Origin of the sequence: Kytococcus aerolatus (assembly GCF_900187395.1) — a bacterium.
GTDB classification, from domain to species: Bacteria; Actinomycetota; Actinomycetes; order Actinomycetales; family Dermatophilaceae; genus Kytococcus; species Kytococcus aerolatus.
In genome coordinates this window covers 192243-207355 of record NZ_FYEZ01000003.1, presented here as the reverse complement: position 1 = coordinate 207355, position 15113 = coordinate 192243, and the positions used below count along the sequence as shown (strand labels likewise).

At 72.3% G+C, this 15113-nt stretch carries 14 protein-coding genes; 11 read left to right on the top strand and 3 right to left on the bottom strand.

The window, feature by feature from the left end; translation table 11 throughout:
* Window positions 1–46 precede the first annotated feature (46 nt).
* Complete coding sequence (locus CFT82_RS10280) at window positions 47–727, top strand: response regulator transcription factor (RefSeq protein WP_088819032.1); 681 nt, start codon at window positions 47–49, stop codon at window positions 725–727.
* A gap of 73 nt (window positions 728–800) precedes the next feature.
* Here CFT82_RS10280 and CFT82_RS10275 read toward each other — a convergent pair whose 3' ends face one another.
* Window positions 801–1319 (bottom strand): hypothetical protein, encoded by a 519-nt coding sequence (locus CFT82_RS10275; protein WP_088819031.1) that lies wholly within the window; start codon window positions 1317–1319, stop codon window positions 801–803.
* Between the two features lie 108 nt (window positions 1320–1427).
* On the opposite strand from CFT82_RS10275, the gene CFT82_RS10270 reads away from it, so the two are divergent.
* From CFT82_RS10270 to CFT82_RS10245, 5 genes are all read left to right on the top strand, one after another.
* A complete protein-coding gene (locus CFT82_RS10270; protein WP_088819030.1) occupies window positions 1428–1910 on the top strand; it encodes a CarD family transcriptional regulator in 483 nt (160 codons plus the stop codon).
* A gap of 4 nt (window positions 1911–1914) precedes the next feature.
* The gene (ispD, locus tag CFT82_RS10265; RefSeq protein WP_088819029.1) at window positions 1915–3240 is read left to right on the top strand and encodes a 2-C-methyl-D-erythritol 4-phosphate cytidylyltransferase; all 1326 of its coding nucleotides are present in this window, start codon (window positions 1915–1917) and stop codon (window positions 3238–3240) included.
* A complete protein-coding gene (ispF, locus tag CFT82_RS10260; RefSeq protein WP_088819028.1) occupies window positions 3237–3728 on the top strand; it encodes a 2-C-methyl-D-erythritol 2,4-cyclodiphosphate synthase in 492 nt (163 codons plus the stop codon). The genes ispD and ispF overlap by 4 nt, the downstream gene beginning before the upstream one ends.
* 419 nt (window positions 3729–4147) lie before the next feature.
* Window positions 4148–5293, top strand: coding sequence for an S-(hydroxymethyl)mycothiol dehydrogenase (locus tag CFT82_RS10250; RefSeq protein WP_088819026.1), 1146 nt, complete (start codon window positions 4148–4150; stop codon window positions 5291–5293).
* Window positions 5290–5952, top strand: coding sequence for an MBL fold metallo-hydrolase (locus CFT82_RS10245; protein ID WP_088819025.1), 663 nt, complete (start codon window positions 5290–5292; stop codon window positions 5950–5952). Before CFT82_RS10250 ends, CFT82_RS10245 begins: the two co-directional genes overlap by 4 nt.
* A gap of 38 nt (window positions 5953–5990) precedes the next feature.
* Here the strand turns inward: CFT82_RS10245 and CFT82_RS10240 are convergent, their stop codons facing one another.
* Window positions 5991–7112, bottom strand: a complete 1122-nt coding sequence (locus CFT82_RS10240) for a prolipoprotein diacylglyceryl transferase (RefSeq protein ID WP_088819024.1) — start codon at window positions 7110–7112, stop codon at window positions 5991–5993.
* Window positions 7113–7257: 145 nt separating this feature from the next.
* Here CFT82_RS10240 and cysS point away from each other — a divergent pair, with 145 nt between their 5' ends.
* Window positions 7258–8733 carry a cysteine--tRNA ligase gene (gene cysS / locus CFT82_RS10235; protein ID WP_088819023.1) on the top strand — a complete coding sequence of 492 codons (1476 nt, stop codon included), beginning with the start codon at window positions 7258–7260 and terminating at the stop codon, window positions 8731–8733.
* A gap of 1 nt (window position 8734) precedes the next feature.
* Window positions 8735–9706 carry a 23S rRNA (guanosine(2251)-2'-O)-methyltransferase RlmB gene (rlmB, locus tag CFT82_RS10230; protein ID WP_088819022.1) on the top strand — a complete coding sequence of 324 codons (972 nt, stop codon included), beginning with the start codon at window positions 8735–8737 and terminating at the stop codon, window positions 9704–9706.
* On the opposite strand, the gene CFT82_RS10225 is transcribed toward rlmB, so the two are convergent.
* Window positions 9694–10926: a DUF4032 domain-containing protein gene (locus CFT82_RS10225; protein ID WP_088819197.1), complete on the bottom strand. Its 1233-nt coding sequence runs from the start codon at window positions 10924–10926 to the stop codon at window positions 9694–9696. The two genes, rlmB and CFT82_RS10225, sit on opposite strands and share 13 nt — an antisense overlap.
* A 145-nt stretch (window positions 10927–11071) precedes the next feature.
* Here CFT82_RS10225 and CFT82_RS10220 point away from each other — a divergent pair, with 145 nt between their 5' ends.
* The 3 genes from CFT82_RS10220 (at window position 11072) to CFT82_RS10210 (ending at window position 15068) form a co-directional block, all read left to right on the top strand.
* A complete protein-coding gene (locus CFT82_RS10220; RefSeq protein ID WP_088819021.1) occupies window positions 11072–12433 on the top strand; it encodes a sugar ABC transporter substrate-binding protein in 1362 nt (453 codons plus the stop codon).
* 105 nt (window positions 12434–12538) lie between these two features.
* Entirely contained in the window at window positions 12539–14143 is a 1605-nt protein-coding gene (locus CFT82_RS10215; RefSeq protein WP_088819020.1) for an ABC transporter permease subunit, read from the top strand.
* A 1-nt stretch (window position 14144) separates the two neighbouring features.
* Complete coding sequence (locus CFT82_RS10210) at window positions 14145–15068, top strand: sugar ABC transporter permease (RefSeq protein ID WP_088819019.1); 924 nt, start codon at window positions 14145–14147, stop codon at window positions 15066–15068.
* The last annotated feature ends 45 nt before the right edge of the window (window positions 15069–15113 follow it).

Here is a 15113-nt window from a genome sequence, read left to right as displayed (position 1 = left end):
ACTCGTTACGCTGCCCTCACCACCCCACGCCCCGGAGGAGAACCCCGTGTCCCGCATCCTGATCGTCGAGGACGAGCCGTCGTTCAGCGAGCCGCTCTCGTACCTGCTCGGGCGGGAGGGGTTCGACGTCGCCGTGGTCGAGGACGGCGCAGAGGCGATGGAGAGCTTCCAGCGTCGCGCGGCGGATCTTGTGCTCCTGGACGTCATGCTCCCGGGCATGTCCGGCGTCGACGTCTGCCGGGAGCTGCGGCGCACCTCGTCGGTGCCGGTCATCATGCTCACCGCGAAGGACTCCGAGGTGGACAAGGTCGTCGGCCTCGAGATCGGTGCGGACGACTACGTCACCAAGCCCTACAGCTCCCGGGAGCTGCTGGCACGGATCAAGGCCGTGCTGCGCCGGCGGGGGGAGGCGGAGATCGCTGACGACCAGACCGTCGCGGCGGGTGGGGTCGAGCTCGACGCCGACTCCCACGTGGTCGTCGTCCGGGGGGAGCAGATCGCGATGCCGCTCAAGGAGTTCGAGCTCCTGGAGTTCCTCATGCGCAACAGCGGCCGGGTGCTCACCCGCTCCCAGCTCATCGACCGTGTCTGGGGGAGTGACTACGTGGGGGACACCAAGACCCTGGACGTCCACATCAAGCGGGTCCGCGGCAAAGTGGAGGAGGACCCCTCCCGTCCCCGCCTGATCACCACGATCCGCGGGCTGGGCTACAAGTTCGAGGCCTGAGCGCCGGCAGCACGAAGGGGCCGGGTCCGAGCAGCTGCTCGGACCCGGCCCCTTCGTGCGGTGACCGTACGGGTCAGTGGCCCTCGGCGGGCTCCGATCGCGTCGGGCGCTCCGGGGCCTCCCAGCCCTCGGGCGCGTACTCCTCGTACTGGTTGATGGGGAGGAGCACGGGGACGGTGCGCTTGCGCTCGGTCTCGCCGACGGAGACGGTCAGCTCCTGGAAGCCACCGGGAGCGGCGGTCTTCGGCACGGTGAGCTCCTCGTCGGCGAGCTTCACCGTGGTCATCGGCTCGACGGTGACGGTGCCCACCTCGGCGTCGTCGGCCGCGATCGTGACGTCCACCGGCTCCTTGCCGGAGTTCACGAGGGTGCCGATGACGCGACCCTCGGCGTCGGGCTCGGTGCCCAGCACCAGGAGGTCGAGCACGTCGGCCTGCTCGAAGCGCAGGAGCTCGCCGTCAGCGGGCGCGTAGTCGCGGGTCGTCTCCAGCGGGGAGAGGGCCTGGCAGCCGGTGAGGCCGATCATCCCGGCCACGGCGAGGGCGGCGAGACGGCGTCCGGCGAGGGAACGGGAACGGGCGGTGGTGGTCACGGCGGCATCGTACCCAATAGCCCTGCGGCTCTGGGGGGAGGCCCGGCGCTCGGCCCGGGGGAGGAGTATCCAGCCAGTGTTAGAATTTGCCGGCGAAAGGGGCACTACATGGCGTTCGAAGTCGGTGAAACCGTCGTCTACCCGCACCACGGTGCAGCGTTGATCGAGGAGGTCAAGCAGCGCAAGGTCAAGGGCAAGGAGATGACCTATCTGAAGCTCAAGGTGGCTCAGGGTGATCTCACCATCGAGGTTCCTGCGGAGAACTGCGACCTCGTGGGCGTCCGCGACGTGGTGGACAAGGAGGGCCTGGACAAGGTCTTCGGGGTCCTGCGCGCGGAGCACGTCGAGGAGCCGACCAACTGGTCCCGCCGCTACAAGGCGAATCTCGAGAAGCTCGCCTCCGGTGACGTGATCCGCGTGGCCGAGGTCGTGCGCGACCTGTGGCGCCGGGAGCGCGACCGGGGTCTGTCCGCCGGCGAGAAGCGGATGCTGGCGAAGGCCCGCCAGATCCTGGTCTCCGAGCTGGCGCTCGCCGAGGAGACCGACGAGGAGAAGGCCGAGGCCACCCTCGACGAGGTCCTCGCGAGCTGAGTCCGTGCCGGACCAGCACCCGAACCCGCACGACGCCGACGACCACCCGGTCGTCGGCGTCGTCGTCGTCGCGGCCGGCATGGGCACGCGGCTGGGCATGGGGCGCCCCAAGGCGCTCGTCGAGATCGCCGGTGCGACCATCCTCGAGCACGCGCTCCACGGCATCGCGGACTGGGCCAGCCGGCGGGGGGAGCGGCTGCCCGTGGTGGTCGTCGGCCCGCCCGGGCACCTGGACGAGGTGGGCGGGGTCCTGGCCGCGATGGGTGCGGCGGTCGACGGTCTCGACGCTGTCGTCGTGCCCGGGGGCGCCGAGCGTGCCGACTCCGTGGCGGCCGGCCTCGAGGCCCTCCCCGCGGAGGTGGGGTGCGTGCTGGTGCACGACGCAGCCCGGTGCTTCACCCCTCCCGAGGTCTTCGGCCGGGTGGTCGAGGCCGTGGCGGCCGGTGCGGCGGGTGCCGTCCCGGGGCTGGCCGTCGTGGACACGGTCAAGGAGGTGGCGGGGCCGGGAGCCGGCGGGGTCGGCGAGCGGGTGGTCGGCACGCCTGACCGGTCGGGCCTGCGTGCCGTCCAGACGCCGCAGGCCTTCGACCGGACGGTCCTGGCCCGGGCGCACGGCACCCCGGACGCCTCCACGGCCACGGACGACGCCGTCCTCCTCGAGCGGCTCGGCGCGCCGATCGTGCTGGTGCAGGGGTCCAGCGCCGCCCGGAAGATCACCGTGCCGGAGGACCTCCGCGACGCGGGAAACGGTTCCGGCGGGCCGGTGCTCGTGGTCCTCACCGGGCCCCCGGCCGTCGGCAGGACGACCCTGGCCGGGGCCCTCGAGGCCTCGCTGGGCATGGTCCGGGTGCGGGTGGACACCATCGAGGCGGCGCTGCATCGCAGCGGGGAGGTGCCGGGGCTGGCCGTCGCGGGCTACGCCGTGGCGCTCGCGCTGGCCGCCGAGCACCTGGCGGCCGGCCGGTCGGTGGTCGCGGACATGGTGGACGGCGCGCCGGAGGCACGTGAGGCGTGGGCGGAGGTGGCGCGCGAGGCTGGCGCCCCCCTGACCGTCGTGGAGATGACCTGCACGGACCCGGGGCTGCACCGGGCCCGGCTCGAGGCGCGCACCGCCGCGGGGGACTTCCCCTCGGGGCAGCCCCAGCCGGACTGGTCCGAGGGGCAGGAGCGGGCGGTCCCCTCGCTCGGCGCGGAGGAGCGGGAGCGCCTCGGGGTCGCCGCGCACATCGCCCTCGACATGGCCGTCGACGACCCGGTCGACGGTGTGCGACAGGTGGCCGCCGCCCTGCGCCGGATGGACCCGGAGGGTCGTGGAAGGGTGAGGGCATGAGCACCCTGCCCCGCACCGGCATCGGCACCGACATCCACGCCTGGGCGGCCGAGGGGGAGGACCGCCCGCTGTGGCTGGGGTGCGTGGAGTTCCCCGGGGAGCGCGGCGTGGCCGGCCACAGCGACGGTGACGTGGCGGCCCACGCGGCGTGCAACGCCCTGCTCTCCGCCGCCGGGCTGGGGGATCTCGGCAGCGTCTTCGGGACCGACCGGCCAGAGATGGCCGGGGCCAGCGGTGCGGACATGCTGCGCCACGTGGCCGGGATGCTCGACGAGGCCGGTCTCGTCATCGGGAACGTGGCGGTGCAGCTGGTGGCCCGGCGGCCGAAGATCGGCCCGCGGCGGGCGGAGATGGAGGCCGCGATGTCGGCCGCCCTGGGTGGGGTGCCGGTCTCGGTGGGGGCGGCCACCACGGACGGGCTCGGCTTCGTCGGGCGCTCGGAGGGGCTGGTGGGTCTGGCCACCGCGCTCGTGGCGCCGCGAGGCTGAGTCCGGCCCGGCCGTTGGGGGCGGCGCGCGTGTGGCGTCCTGGTCGTTGACACGGGAGCAGGCGCCTGTGGACGGCCGGAGCGGGGAGCGGCCGAGATGTCCCACGGTGGGCGGGTGCCCACCACGAAGCGTCTCCTGGAGTTCCCGGACCACCCGCACCAGCGTGGTCTCGCCACGGTGTCCCAGTTGAGCGCAGCGGGTTTCAGCCGCTCGGCGATCCGCCATGCCCTGACCCGTCGGTGGCAGCAGCCGGTGCCGGGTGTCGTGGCTCCGCACCGGGGCAGCCAGAGCGCCGCACGGGAGCACCGGGTGGGGCCATGACGTCACGCGACGGGGTGTGCTGCCGCAGCCGGAAGGACCCGCTGTCAGCGGGGGCCGATAGGCTGGCATCTCATCACCCCCCGACCGCAGGAGGACCTGTGCCCAGCACCGTCAAGGGTGTCATCGCCCGCAGCAAGAACGCCCCGGTCGAGGTGGTGGACGTCGTGGTGCCGGACCCGGGCCCCGGCGAGGCCGTCGTCGCCATCCGCGCCTGCGGGGTCTGCCACACCGACCTGCACTACCGCCAGGGCGGGATCAGCGACGACTACCCCTTCCTCCTGGGCCACGAGGCCAACGGTGTGGTGGAGTCCGTCGGCGAGGGGGTGACCGACCTGCAGCCCGGTGACACCGTGGTGCTCAACTGGCGCGCGGTGTGCGGCACCTGCCGCGCCTGCCTGCGTGGCGAGCCCTGGTACTGCTTCGACACCCACAACGCCGCCCAGAAGATGACCCTCGCCGACGGCACCGAGCTGGAGCCGGCGCTGGGCATCGGGGCCTTCGCGGAGAAGACCCTCGTCCACGCCGGCCAGTGCACCAAGGTGGACCCGGAGGCCGACGCCGCCGCCACCGGTCTGCTCGGCTGCGGGGTCATGGCCGGGTTCGGCGCCGCCGTGAACACCGGTGGCGTGAAGCGTGGCGACTCGGTGGCCGTCATCGGCTGCGGCGGGGTGGGCATGGCCGCCCTCGCCGGAGCCCTCGTGGCCGGTGCCACCACCGTCATCGCCGTGGACACCGATCCGCGCAAGCTCGAGAAGGCCACGGAGATGGGCGCCACCCACGCCGTGAACTCTGCGGACGGCGACCCGGTCGAGGCCATCCGGACGCTCACCGGCGGCCACGGGGCGGACGTGGTCATCGAGGCCGTGGGCCGCCCGGAGACCTACGAGCAGGCGTTCTACGCCCGTGACCTCGCCGGTACGGTGGTCCTGGTCGGTGTGCCGACCCCCGACATGGAGATCACCCTGCCGCTGCTGGAGGTCTTCGGCCGGGGTGGGGCGCTGAAGTCCAGTTGGTACGGCGACTGCCTGCCCAGCCGGGACTTCCCGATGCTGGTGGACCTGTACCAGCAGGGCCGGCTCGACCTCGATGCCTTCGTCTCCGAGCGGATCCGCATCGACCAGGTCGAGGAGGCCTTCGACAGCATGGGGCGCGGCGACGTGCTGCGCTCCGTGGTGGAGTTCGACGCCGCGCGGCAGGGGGCCGCAGCGGGCGCAGCCGAGAACACCCCTGAGGAGAACGCATGACCGCCGAGCGCATCCCCACCCCGATCCAGAAGGAGGGCGTCCGCGTCGAGCGGGTCGTCACCTCCGGCACCTTCGAGCTGGACGGTGGCTCCTGGGAGGTGGACAACAACGTCTGGCTCCTGGGCAACGACGAGGAGTGCGTGGTCATCGACTGCTCGCACGACGGCGCGCCGATCCTGGAGGCGATCGGCAAGCGCACGCTCCGGGCCGCCCTGCACACGCACGGTCACAACGACCACATCAACGCCACCGGTGAGGTGACCGGCGACAAGTGGACGCCCACCCACCTGCACCCGGCCGACCGCATGCTCTGGGACGCCGTCTACCCGGTGGCCCCGGACCACGACCTCGAGCACGGGCAGCGCATCACCGTCGCCGGGGTCGAGATGGAGGTCCTGCACACCCCCGGGCACAGCCCGGGAGCGGTCTGCTTCTACGTGCCGGCCCTCGGCATCGTCTTCACCGGGGACACCCTCTTCCAGGGTGGTCCGGGGGCGACGGGCCGCTCCTACTCCGACTTCGACCTGATCATCGAGTCGATCACCGAGCAGCTGCTCACCCTGCCGGAGGACACCAAGGTCCTCACCGGGCACGGTGACCCCACGACCATCGGTGCGGAGAAGCCGCACCGCCAGGAGTGGATCGACCGCGGCCACTGAGGGGCCGGGCGCCCCCGGACGGGGGCGCCCGCCCGGCATCAGCCCCGGCGCTCTCCCTCGGGGACGCCTCCGGTGCGCTCCTGGAGCCGGAGGTGATCCCCGGCCCCGGCCCAGGTCTCCTCGACCGGCGGGTACTTCCCCAGCTCGACCATCGGGACGCCGGCGTCGAGGTCGAGCCGGGTGGTCACCAGGGTCTTCGCCCCGTCGTCGACCGTCGCCGAGGAGAAGAGGGTCGGGTCGGTCATCGAGTCGTCCTCGGCCGGCTGGAGCCGGTCGCCCCGGAGCTGGAGGGGCACCATGCCCCGGCCGTCGGCGAACCCGTAGAGCAGGGTGCCGGCCTCGCCGTTCTGCCGGAACTGGCCCTCCACGAGGAAGAGCGGCAGATCGTGGGAGGGGACGGACAGGATGCGTGCGGTGATGCCGTCGGTGAGCGTCCCCGGGTGCTTCGAGTCGTCGATCTGACGCCACCCGGTCACGTCCTTCTTCCAGAAGACGACGTTCTCCTCGTCGTCGGCGGTCAGCCCGAAGAGCCCGCTGCCGCCGCTCTCGGGGTCGCCCGGGAGGAGCGCGACCTCCACGTAGGGGCCACCGATCTCCGCGAGCTCGGCCTTCGCCGCCTCGAGGTCGACCTCCTGCCCGTCCGGGGCCTGCTCGGCGGGGGAGGGCTGGTCCGCGGTCTCCTCCGTGGCTGCGCTGGAGGTGGTCTCCGCCGCCGGCGTCGAGGAGCCCTCCTCCGGGGTGTTGCTCTCCGGCGGGGTGCTCGGCGCCGTGGCCTGCTCGGCGGGAGAGGGTTCGTCCGTGGCCGGGGCAGGGGACTCCGCGGTCTGCTCGGGGGCGGGCTCTGCCGGCGCTGCCGTGGCGTGCGAGCTGGACTCCGCGGTCGGTGCTGCCTCGGGGTCGGGGGCACTCTCGGCCGTCGCGGTCTCGGTCACCGTGACCGTGGAGGGCTCGGCCTGCTCGGTGCCCGTGGTCTTCTCGGGAGTCTCCTCCCCGTCCTCCCCGGACTCTCCGGCGGCCGGGGAGGACGCCGCGCTGGCCGGTGCCTCGGCGGTGCCCCCCTCGCCCTCGGCAGCCTCCTCGGTCCCGAACCCGCAGCCGGCCAGGGCCAGGGCGGCTGCCGCCGAGAGGGTCGTCATCGTGGTGCGTGCGTGCTGTCGCATGGTCTCCCCCTGTCTCGTCGTGCCCCGGTCCCGGGGCCCCGGGCCGGTCGGTTCCCGGCCCGCTCGCTCTCCATGCTGACCACAGCCGTTCACAGCGCGTCAACACACGCCTCACCGTCCGCTCACAGTCCGTAGACTGGGCCGGGTGACGCTCCGACTGCACGACTCCGCCACCCGAGAGATCCGGGACTTCGTCCCCCGTGTGCCGGGACGGGCGAGCATCTACATCTGCGGTCTCACGACCCAGGCCAGCCCGCACATCGGTCACCTGCGCTTCACCGTGGCCTTCGACGTGCTGCGGCGCTGGATGGAGCGGGGGCACGGGCTCGAGGTGACCCTCGTCCGCAATGTCACGGACATCGACGACAAGATCCTCACCAAGTCCGCCGAGCACGGGGTGGCCTGGAACGAGTGGTCGCAGCGCTTCGAGCGCGAGACCACCGCTGCCCTGGAGGTCCTCGGGGTGCGCCCGCCCTCCTACGAGCCGCGGGCCACCGGGCACGTCCCGGACATGATCGAGCTCATGGAGCGCCTCGTCGAGCGGGGCCACGCCTACCCGGCGGCCGACGGCTCGGGCGACGTCTACTTCGACGTGCGCTCCTGGCCGGCCTACGGCGAGCTGACCCGGCAGCGGATCGAGGACATGGCCCCGGCGGCCGACGCCGACCCGCGCGGCAAGCGTGACCCCCGCGACTTCGCCCTGTGGAAGGGTGCCAAGGCCGACGAGCCGCACAGCGCCACCTGGCCCACCCCGTGGGGGCGTGGGCGCCCGGGCTGGCACCTGGAGTGCTCCGCGATGTCCTGGCGCTGGCTGGGCGAGGAGTTCGACATCCACGGCGGCGGCAACGACCTGCGCTTCCCGCACCACGAGAACGAGCAGGCGCAGTCCCGGGCCGCCGGCTTCGGCTTCGCCCGCTACTGGATGCACAACGGCATGCTCACCACCGGTGGCGAGAAGATGAGCAAGTCGATCGGCAACACGCTGACCATCACCGAGCTCACCAAGGACTACCGTCCGCTCGCGGTCCGCTGGCTGCTCACCGCCGTCCACTACCGCTCGGCGCTGGAGTACACGCCCGGCTCGCTCGCCGAGGCCACCGCCCAGGTGGAGCGCGTGGAGGGCTTCCTGCACCGGGCTGCCGAGGCCGCCGGCGAGGAGCCGGCCAGCCTGCGACAGGCCGGGCTCACCGGCGAGCTGCCCGCCGATTTCGTCGCCGCCCTCGACGATGACGTGAACGTCCCGGCCGGCCTGGCCGTGGTCTTCGACCACGTCCGCCGCGGGAACACCGCCCTGGCCCGGGGGGAGGCCGGGATGGCGCTCGAGCTGGCCCGCACCACCAGCGGCATGCTCGACGTGCTCGGCATCGACCCGTTGGACCCGCACTGGGCCGGGGAGACCGGGGAGCCCGGTGGCAGCCGGGCCGAGGAGGTGCTCGCGGCGCTGCTCGACGAGCGGCTCCAGGCCCGGGCCTGCGCGAAGGCCGAGAAGGACTTCGCCACCGCTGACAGCATCCGTGACCAGCTCGCGGCCCTGGGCGTCACCGTCCAGGACGGCCCGCAGGGCGCCACCTGGGAGCTCGGCCCCGCGCCGCGTCCCACCAACCCGGCCGAGGAGGCCTGACGTGCGAGGGAACTCGTCCCGCCGCGGAGCGATCCGCAAGGGCGGCAAGAAGGGTATGCAGGTCGGCAGCGGCGGGCACCGTCGCAAGGGCCTGCAGGGCCGTGGCCCGACCCCGAAGGCGGAGGAGCGGGAGCACCACCCGGCGGCCAAGCGGGCCGCGCGGGCGGCCAAGTCGGCCACCGGGGGACGCCCGCACCGTTCGAAGGCCCGCAGCGGGAAGGACTCCGCCGAGCGGGTGATCGGCCGCAACGCGGTGCTGGAGGCGCTCCGGACCCAGGTGCCGGCCACCGCCCTCCACGTGGCCAGCACGATCGACTCCGACGACCGCGTCAAGGAGGCCCTGCGGCTGGCCGGGGAGCGGGGGATCCCGCTGCTGGAGACCGGCCGCCCCGAGCTGGACCGGCTCTCCGACGGCGAGGTGCACCAGGGCCTCGTCCTGCAGGTGCCGCCCTACGAGTACCCCGAGCTGGAGGATCTCCTCGACGCCGTCGAGGAGAAGGACGGCGCGCCGCTCTTCGTTGCCCTGGACGGGATCACCGACCCGCGCAATCTCGGGGCGATCATCCGCTCGGCCGCCGCCTTCGGGGCCGACGGCGTGATCATCCCCGAGCGTCGTGCCGCGGGGCTGACCTCCTCGGCCTGGCGCACCTCGGCCGGTGCCGCCGCCCGGCTGCCCGTGGCCCGGGTGACGAATCTCAACCGGGCGCTGCAGGACCTGCGGGCGCACGGCGTCTTCGCGATCGGGCTGGACGCGGACGGGGACGTCGAGCTGCCGGGCCTGGCGCTCGCCCCGGACCCGCTCGTGGTCGTCGTCGGCTCCGAGGGCAAGGGGATCTCACGACTCACCCGGGAGAAGTGCGACCTGATCGTGAGCATCCCGATGTCGGGGCTCACCGAGTCGCTCAACGCCGGCACCGCCGCCGCGGTGACCCTCTACGAGATCGCCCGGGAGCGCGCCCGTCAGTCCGGCTGACCGGCTCCGTCCTTGGGGGCCAGGAGCACCTCCTCGGTGCGCTTCGAGGGCAGCACGTCCCGGAGGTACTCGCCGATCGTCTCCTCAATGGTGTATTCCCGGTCGGCCCGCTCGGAGAGGTACCACCGGTGCTCCAGCACCTCGTGGAAGAGCTCGGCCGGTTCCAGCCGTCCCCGCAGCTCGGCCGGGACGGTCCGGGTGATCGGCTCGTAGATGCGGGAGAGCCAGTCGTGGGCCAGGAGGCTCTCGTCGTCGTTCTGCCGGCCCTGCGAGGCGGCGAAGGCATCGAGGTCGTTGAGCAGGCGGCGGGCCTGGTTCTCCTCCACGTCGAGCCCGGTGAGTCGCATGAGGCGACGGGAGTGGTGGCCGGCGTCCACGATCTTCGGCTGGATGCGCAGGTGCGCCCCGTCGATGTCGGTGGTCACCTCGATCTCCCCGACGTCGAAGCCCAGCCGGTTGAGCGACTCGATCCGCTCGGCGATCCGCCAGTGCTGGTCCATCGAGATCGTCTCGGTCTCGGTGAGGTTCGTCCAGAGGCCCTCGTAGCGCTCCACGAGCTGGTCGGCGATGGCCACCGGGTCGGCCTCGGGCGGGAGCAGCCCGCCGCCGATGAGGTCCATGAGCTCCCCGGCCACGTTGCCGTGGGCGATGTGGAGGTCGTGGGCGCGCTGCCCGTCCGAGAGGCGGTCGTACAGCTCGGAGGTCTCCACGTCGACGACGTACGCGGCGAAGTCCCCGGCGTCACGGCGGAAGAGGGTGTTCGAGAGGGACACGTCCCCCCAGAAGAGGCCGGCCATGTGCACCCGGGTGAGCAGGACGGCCATCGCGTCGATGAGCTTCAGGGCGGTCGCCCGGCGCAGGCTCTGGCTGAAGAGGGAGCGGTAGGGCAGCGAGTAGGGCAGGTGCTTGGTGACCAGGCAGGCGTCCAGCGGCCGGCCGGCGGCGTCGGTGCGGCCCGCCACGACGGCCACCGGGTCGACGGCCGGCTCGCCCATCCGGTCCAGGGCGTGCAGGAGGCGGTACTCCTTGCGGGCCAGGTCCTCGTGGATCTCCTTGACCGCGAGGATCTCGCCCTCCAGCTCCACGAAGCGCACCACGTGGCGGGAGATGCCGCGGGGCAGGGCGGCGACGACCTCCAGCGGCCACTCCTCCAGCGGGGTGGACCAGGGGAGTGCGAACAGGCCGGGGTTCAACCGGGCGGCGGTGATGTCGAGGGCCATGTCGACCATCATCCCGCGGGTGGGGGACTCGCTGCGAGAGCTGCTGACCGGGGGGCTCCCGGTGGGGCAGAATGCAAGGATCTGCGGGCCGGCTCCCCGCGCGGGACTCCGCGTGGCGCGGGTCGCTCATCACGAAGGAGATCCCATGAAGCGCACCACCCTCTCGATCGCCGCCTCCGTCGGCGTCGCGGCCCTCACCCTGACTGCCTGCGGCGGAGGGGACTCCGAGGGCGGGTCCGCGAAGACCGCCCCGTCCGGCGAGGCGGCCGAGGAGTCGGGCGCCGACTCCGGCAAGGAGTCGGGCGAGGAGTCCGCCGAGGGCGAGAAGTCCGCCGCCGGCGGCGGGGCCGCGGCCACGGAGGCCCCGAAGCGTGACGAGGACGCCGACCTGGTGATCTGGGCCGACGAGCTGAAGACCGGGCCCCTCAAGAAGGTCACCAAGTCCTTCGAGGAGGAGCAGGGCGTCACCCTCCAGGTGCAGACCGTCGCCAACGAGCAGCTCCGCCAGCAGTACAAGGACGCCACCCAGGCCGGTGAGGGCCCCGACGTGGTGGTGGCGCCGCACGACTGGGCCGGCGAGTTCGTGCAGGACGGCGTGATCGCCCCGGTCCAGCTCTCGGCCGAGACCCTCAAGAGCTTCTCCCCGGAGGCGGCCGAGGCCACCAAGTACGACGGCCAGACCTACGGCACCCCCTACGCCGTGGAGAACGTCGCGCTCATCCGCAACACCGAGATGGCACCCGACGCGCCGAAGACCATGGAGGAGCTCGTCGAGACCGGCACGTCCCTGGTCAAGGACGGGACGGCCAAGAACGTCATGGCCCTGCAGGTCGGCAAGCAGGGCGACGCCTACCACGCCTACCCCTTCCTGGCGGCCTACGGCGGCTCGCTCTTCGAGAAGAGCTCCGGCGGCGGGTACAGCGACAAGCTCACCGTCGACAGCGACGAGATGCTCAAGGGTGCCGAGAAGTGGGCGTGGATGGCCCAGGAGAAGGCCGTCAACACCAACATCGACTCCACCAACGCCCCCTCGCTCTTCGCCGAGGGCAAGACCCCCTACCTCGTCTCCGGCCCGTGGGCCCTGGAGCAGGCGGAGAAGGCCGGCATCCCGCTCGAGGTCTCCCCGATCCCGGAGTTCGAGGACGGGGGCAAGCCGTCCCCGCTGCTCGGCGTGCAGATGTTCTACGTCTCCGCCCAGTCCGAGAACGGCATCCTGGCCCAGGAGTTCGTGTCGAACTTCGCGGCCACGGACGAGGTCCAGCTGGCCATGTTCGAGGCCGGCCAGCGCCCGCCGGCCGCCACCTCGGCCTACGAGAAGGCCGCGAAGAAGGACAAGACCCTCCAGGCCTGGAAGGACGCCTCCGAGGGGGGTGACCCGATGCCGAACATCCCGGCCATGAACGCCGTGTGGGCGCCGCTGGGCCAGGCGACCGCCGACATCGTGGGGGGCAAGGACGCCGAAGCGCGCATGAAGTCCGCCGCCGAGGAGATCCGCAAGGCGCTCTGATCACGGCCGGCGGAGGGGCCGAGGCCCGCCCGCCGTCGTGGTCGTCCGGCGCCGGGGGTCCCCTGACCCCCGGCGCCGGCCCGGACCGGGAGGAAGCAGGAAGGCATGTCTGAAGAGGTGAGTGCCGGTCAGCCGGTGCGTGGCGAGGGGCTCGCGGAGCACGGGCGAGGACGGCGCGGAGGCTGGGGCTGGACCCTGGTGCGCTGGCTGCTCCTGGCGGCCGTGGTCGCCGTGGCCGTGGTGGTGGTCCAGCGGGCGCTGGACGCCGGGGCGTGGTGGGCGGTCGTCCTCGCGGCCTTCCTGGCCACGGTCACCCTGGCGGTGTACTCGACCCGCCGCTTCGTCCCGATGAAGTACCTGTGGCCCGGGCTGGTCCTCCTCCTGGGTCTGCAGATCTGGCCGCTGGTCTACACCGTCGCGCTCTCCTTCACGAACACCGGCGCCGGTCACCAGCTGACCAAGGACGAGACCATCGAGGTCATCCAGGCCAGCTCCGTGCAGCAGGTCGAGGGCTCGGAGCGCTACGCCCTCTCGGTGGCCGTCCCGGAGGGGGTGGACGCCACCACCGGTGACCTCGTGTACCTGCTCACCGACCCCGAGGGGGCCCACTTCGCGGGCACCCAGGAGGGGCTCACCGAGCTCGAGGAGGGTGTCGAGGCCACCGGGGCCGGGAAGATCACCGCCGCCCCCGGGTACGAGCTGCTCGACCCCAAGGAGGTCAACAAGCGCTCGAAGGAGCTCTCGGACTTCGCCGTCCCCGTCGAGGGTGGCGGCATCAAGGCGCTGGGCCTGAGCCAGGCCTTCCTGGGCAGCTCGCAGATCACCTACGACGAGGCCGCCGACACGCTGACCGACCAGCGGACCGGCACGGTCTACGTGCCCAGCGAGGACGCTCGGTGGGTGCCCCGGGACGGCGAGGGCAAGCCCCTGCCGCAGGGGTGGAAGCAGAACGTGGGGCTGGACAACTACCTGGCGGTGCTCAAGGACGACACCCTCCGGGGCGGCTTCCTCTCGATCTTCGCCTGGAACGTGGCCTTCGCCCTGCTCAGCGTGCTCACGACCTTCGTCCTGGGCCTGCTCCTGGCGCTCCTGTTCAACGACGAGCGGCTCCGCGGCAAGTCCCTCTACCGGTCGCTCCTGATCCTCCCGTACGCCATCCCGGTCTACGTGTCGGCGCTGGTGTGGGCGAGCATGTTCAACCAGGACTTCGGCCTCGTCAACGACCTCACCGGTCTGAGCGTGGACTGGCTGGGCAACCCCTGGGCGGCCCGGGCGGCGATCCTCATCACGAACCTGTGGCTGGGCTTCCCGTACATGTTCATCATCTGCACCGGCGCCCTACAGGCGGTCCCCGCGGACGTCAAGGAGGCGGCGGCGGTGGACGGCGCCGGCTGGTGGCGGACGGTGTGGTCGATCACGATGCCACTGATCCTCGTGGCCGTGGGACCGCTGCTCATCGCCTCGTTCGCGTTCAACTTCAACAACTTCGGTCTGATCTACCTGCTCACCGAGGGCGGCCCCTTCGTCCGCGGCAGCACCGACATCGGGTCGACCGACCTGCTCATCACGTACGCGTACCGCCTCGCCTTCGAGGGGGCGACGCCGAACTTCGGCCTCGCCTCGGCGGTGGCGGTGTACATCTTCTTCATCGTCGCGGCCTTCGGCGCGCTGGGCTTCTCGCGCACCAAGGCCCTCGAGGAGGTCAACTGACATGGCGACCCGTCTTCCCGAGGACACCGTGCGTCCTGCTGCCGCGGTCGACCCGGAGGTCCCCACGACCCGGGTGGTCGGTCGGCGGCGGTCCACCGGCACCTGGTGGCGCCACCTGCTCGTCTGGCTGGCCATCGCCTGGGCGCTCTTCCCGATCCTGTTCATCCTCTCGGCGGCGCTGAACCCGGCCGGCACGCTCTCCACCTCGGGGCTGCTGCCGCGGGCCTTCTCCACGAGCAACTGGAGCGAGCTGTTCGCCTCGCGCCCGTACTGGACCTGGTACCGCAACGCGCTGGTGATCTCGCTGGTGGCCACGGCGGGGGCGGTCTTCATCGGGGCCTGCGCGGCGTACGCCTTCAGCCGGCTGCGCTTCGCCGGCCGGCGTCCGGGGCTCATGGCGCTGCTGCTGGTCCAGATGTTCCCCGCCCTGCTCACCTTCGTGGCGCTCTACTTCACGATGGTCGAGGTCGGGGAGGTCCTGCCGGAGGTCGGCCTGAACACCACCACCGGCTTGATCCTCGTGTACCTGGGCGGCGCGATGGGGGCGAACATCTGGCTGCTCAAGGGGTACTTCGACACGGTGCCGCGGGAGCTCGACGAGGCCGCCCGGATCGACGGCGCCTCCCACGTGCGCATCTTCTTCACGATGACCCTGCGCCTCGTCGCCCCGATCCTGGTGACCGTCGCGATGCTCGCCTTCGTGCAGTTCTGGGGCGAGTTCATGCTGGCCAGCATCTTCCTCAAGGACGTCGACAGCCAGACGCTCGGCGTCGGCCTCTGGCAGATGCAGCAGGGCAACGAGAAGAACGCCAACTTCGGGGAGTTCGCGGCGGGCGCCCTGCTCGCCTCGCTCCCGGTCGTGGTCCTGTACCTCACCTTCCAGCGTCAGCTGGTCAGCGGTCTGACCTCCGGCTCGGTGAAGTGATCGCCGACGCCTGATCGCTTCCCGTGGGGAGGCTCCTCGGCCCGG

What these genes read in the sequence shown, in the direction of transcription:
- CFT82_RS10210 (WP_088819019.1), top strand. Translation starts at nt 14,145, where the DNA reads ATGGCGACCCGTCTTCCCGAGGACACCGTGCGTCCTGCTGCCGCGGTC.
- CFT82_RS10215 (WP_088819020.1), top strand. Translation starts at nt 12,539, where the DNA reads ATGTCTGAAGAGGTGAGTGCCGGTCAGCCGGTGCGTGGCGAGGGGCTC.
- ispF (WP_088819028.1), top strand. Translation starts at nt 3,237, where the DNA reads ATGAGCACCCTGCCCCGCACCGGCATCGGCACCGACATCCACGCCTGG.
- CFT82_RS10240 (WP_088819024.1), bottom strand. Translation starts at nt 7,112, where the DNA reads ATGCGACAGCACGCACGCACCACGATGACGACCCTCTCGGCGGCAGCC.
- CFT82_RS10225 (WP_088819197.1), bottom strand. Translation starts at nt 10,926, where the DNA reads ATGGCCCTCGACATCACCGCCGCCCGGTTGAACCCCGGCCTGTTCGCA.
- CFT82_RS10245 (WP_088819025.1), top strand. Translation starts at nt 5,290, where the DNA reads ATGACCGCCGAGCGCATCCCCACCCCGATCCAGAAGGAGGGCGTCCGC.
- CFT82_RS10220 (WP_088819021.1), top strand. Translation starts at nt 11,072, where the DNA reads ATGAAGCGCACCACCCTCTCGATCGCCGCCTCCGTCGGCGTCGCGGCC.
- CFT82_RS10270 (WP_088819030.1), top strand. Translation starts at nt 1,428, where the DNA reads ATGGCGTTCGAAGTCGGTGAAACCGTCGTCTACCCGCACCACGGTGCA.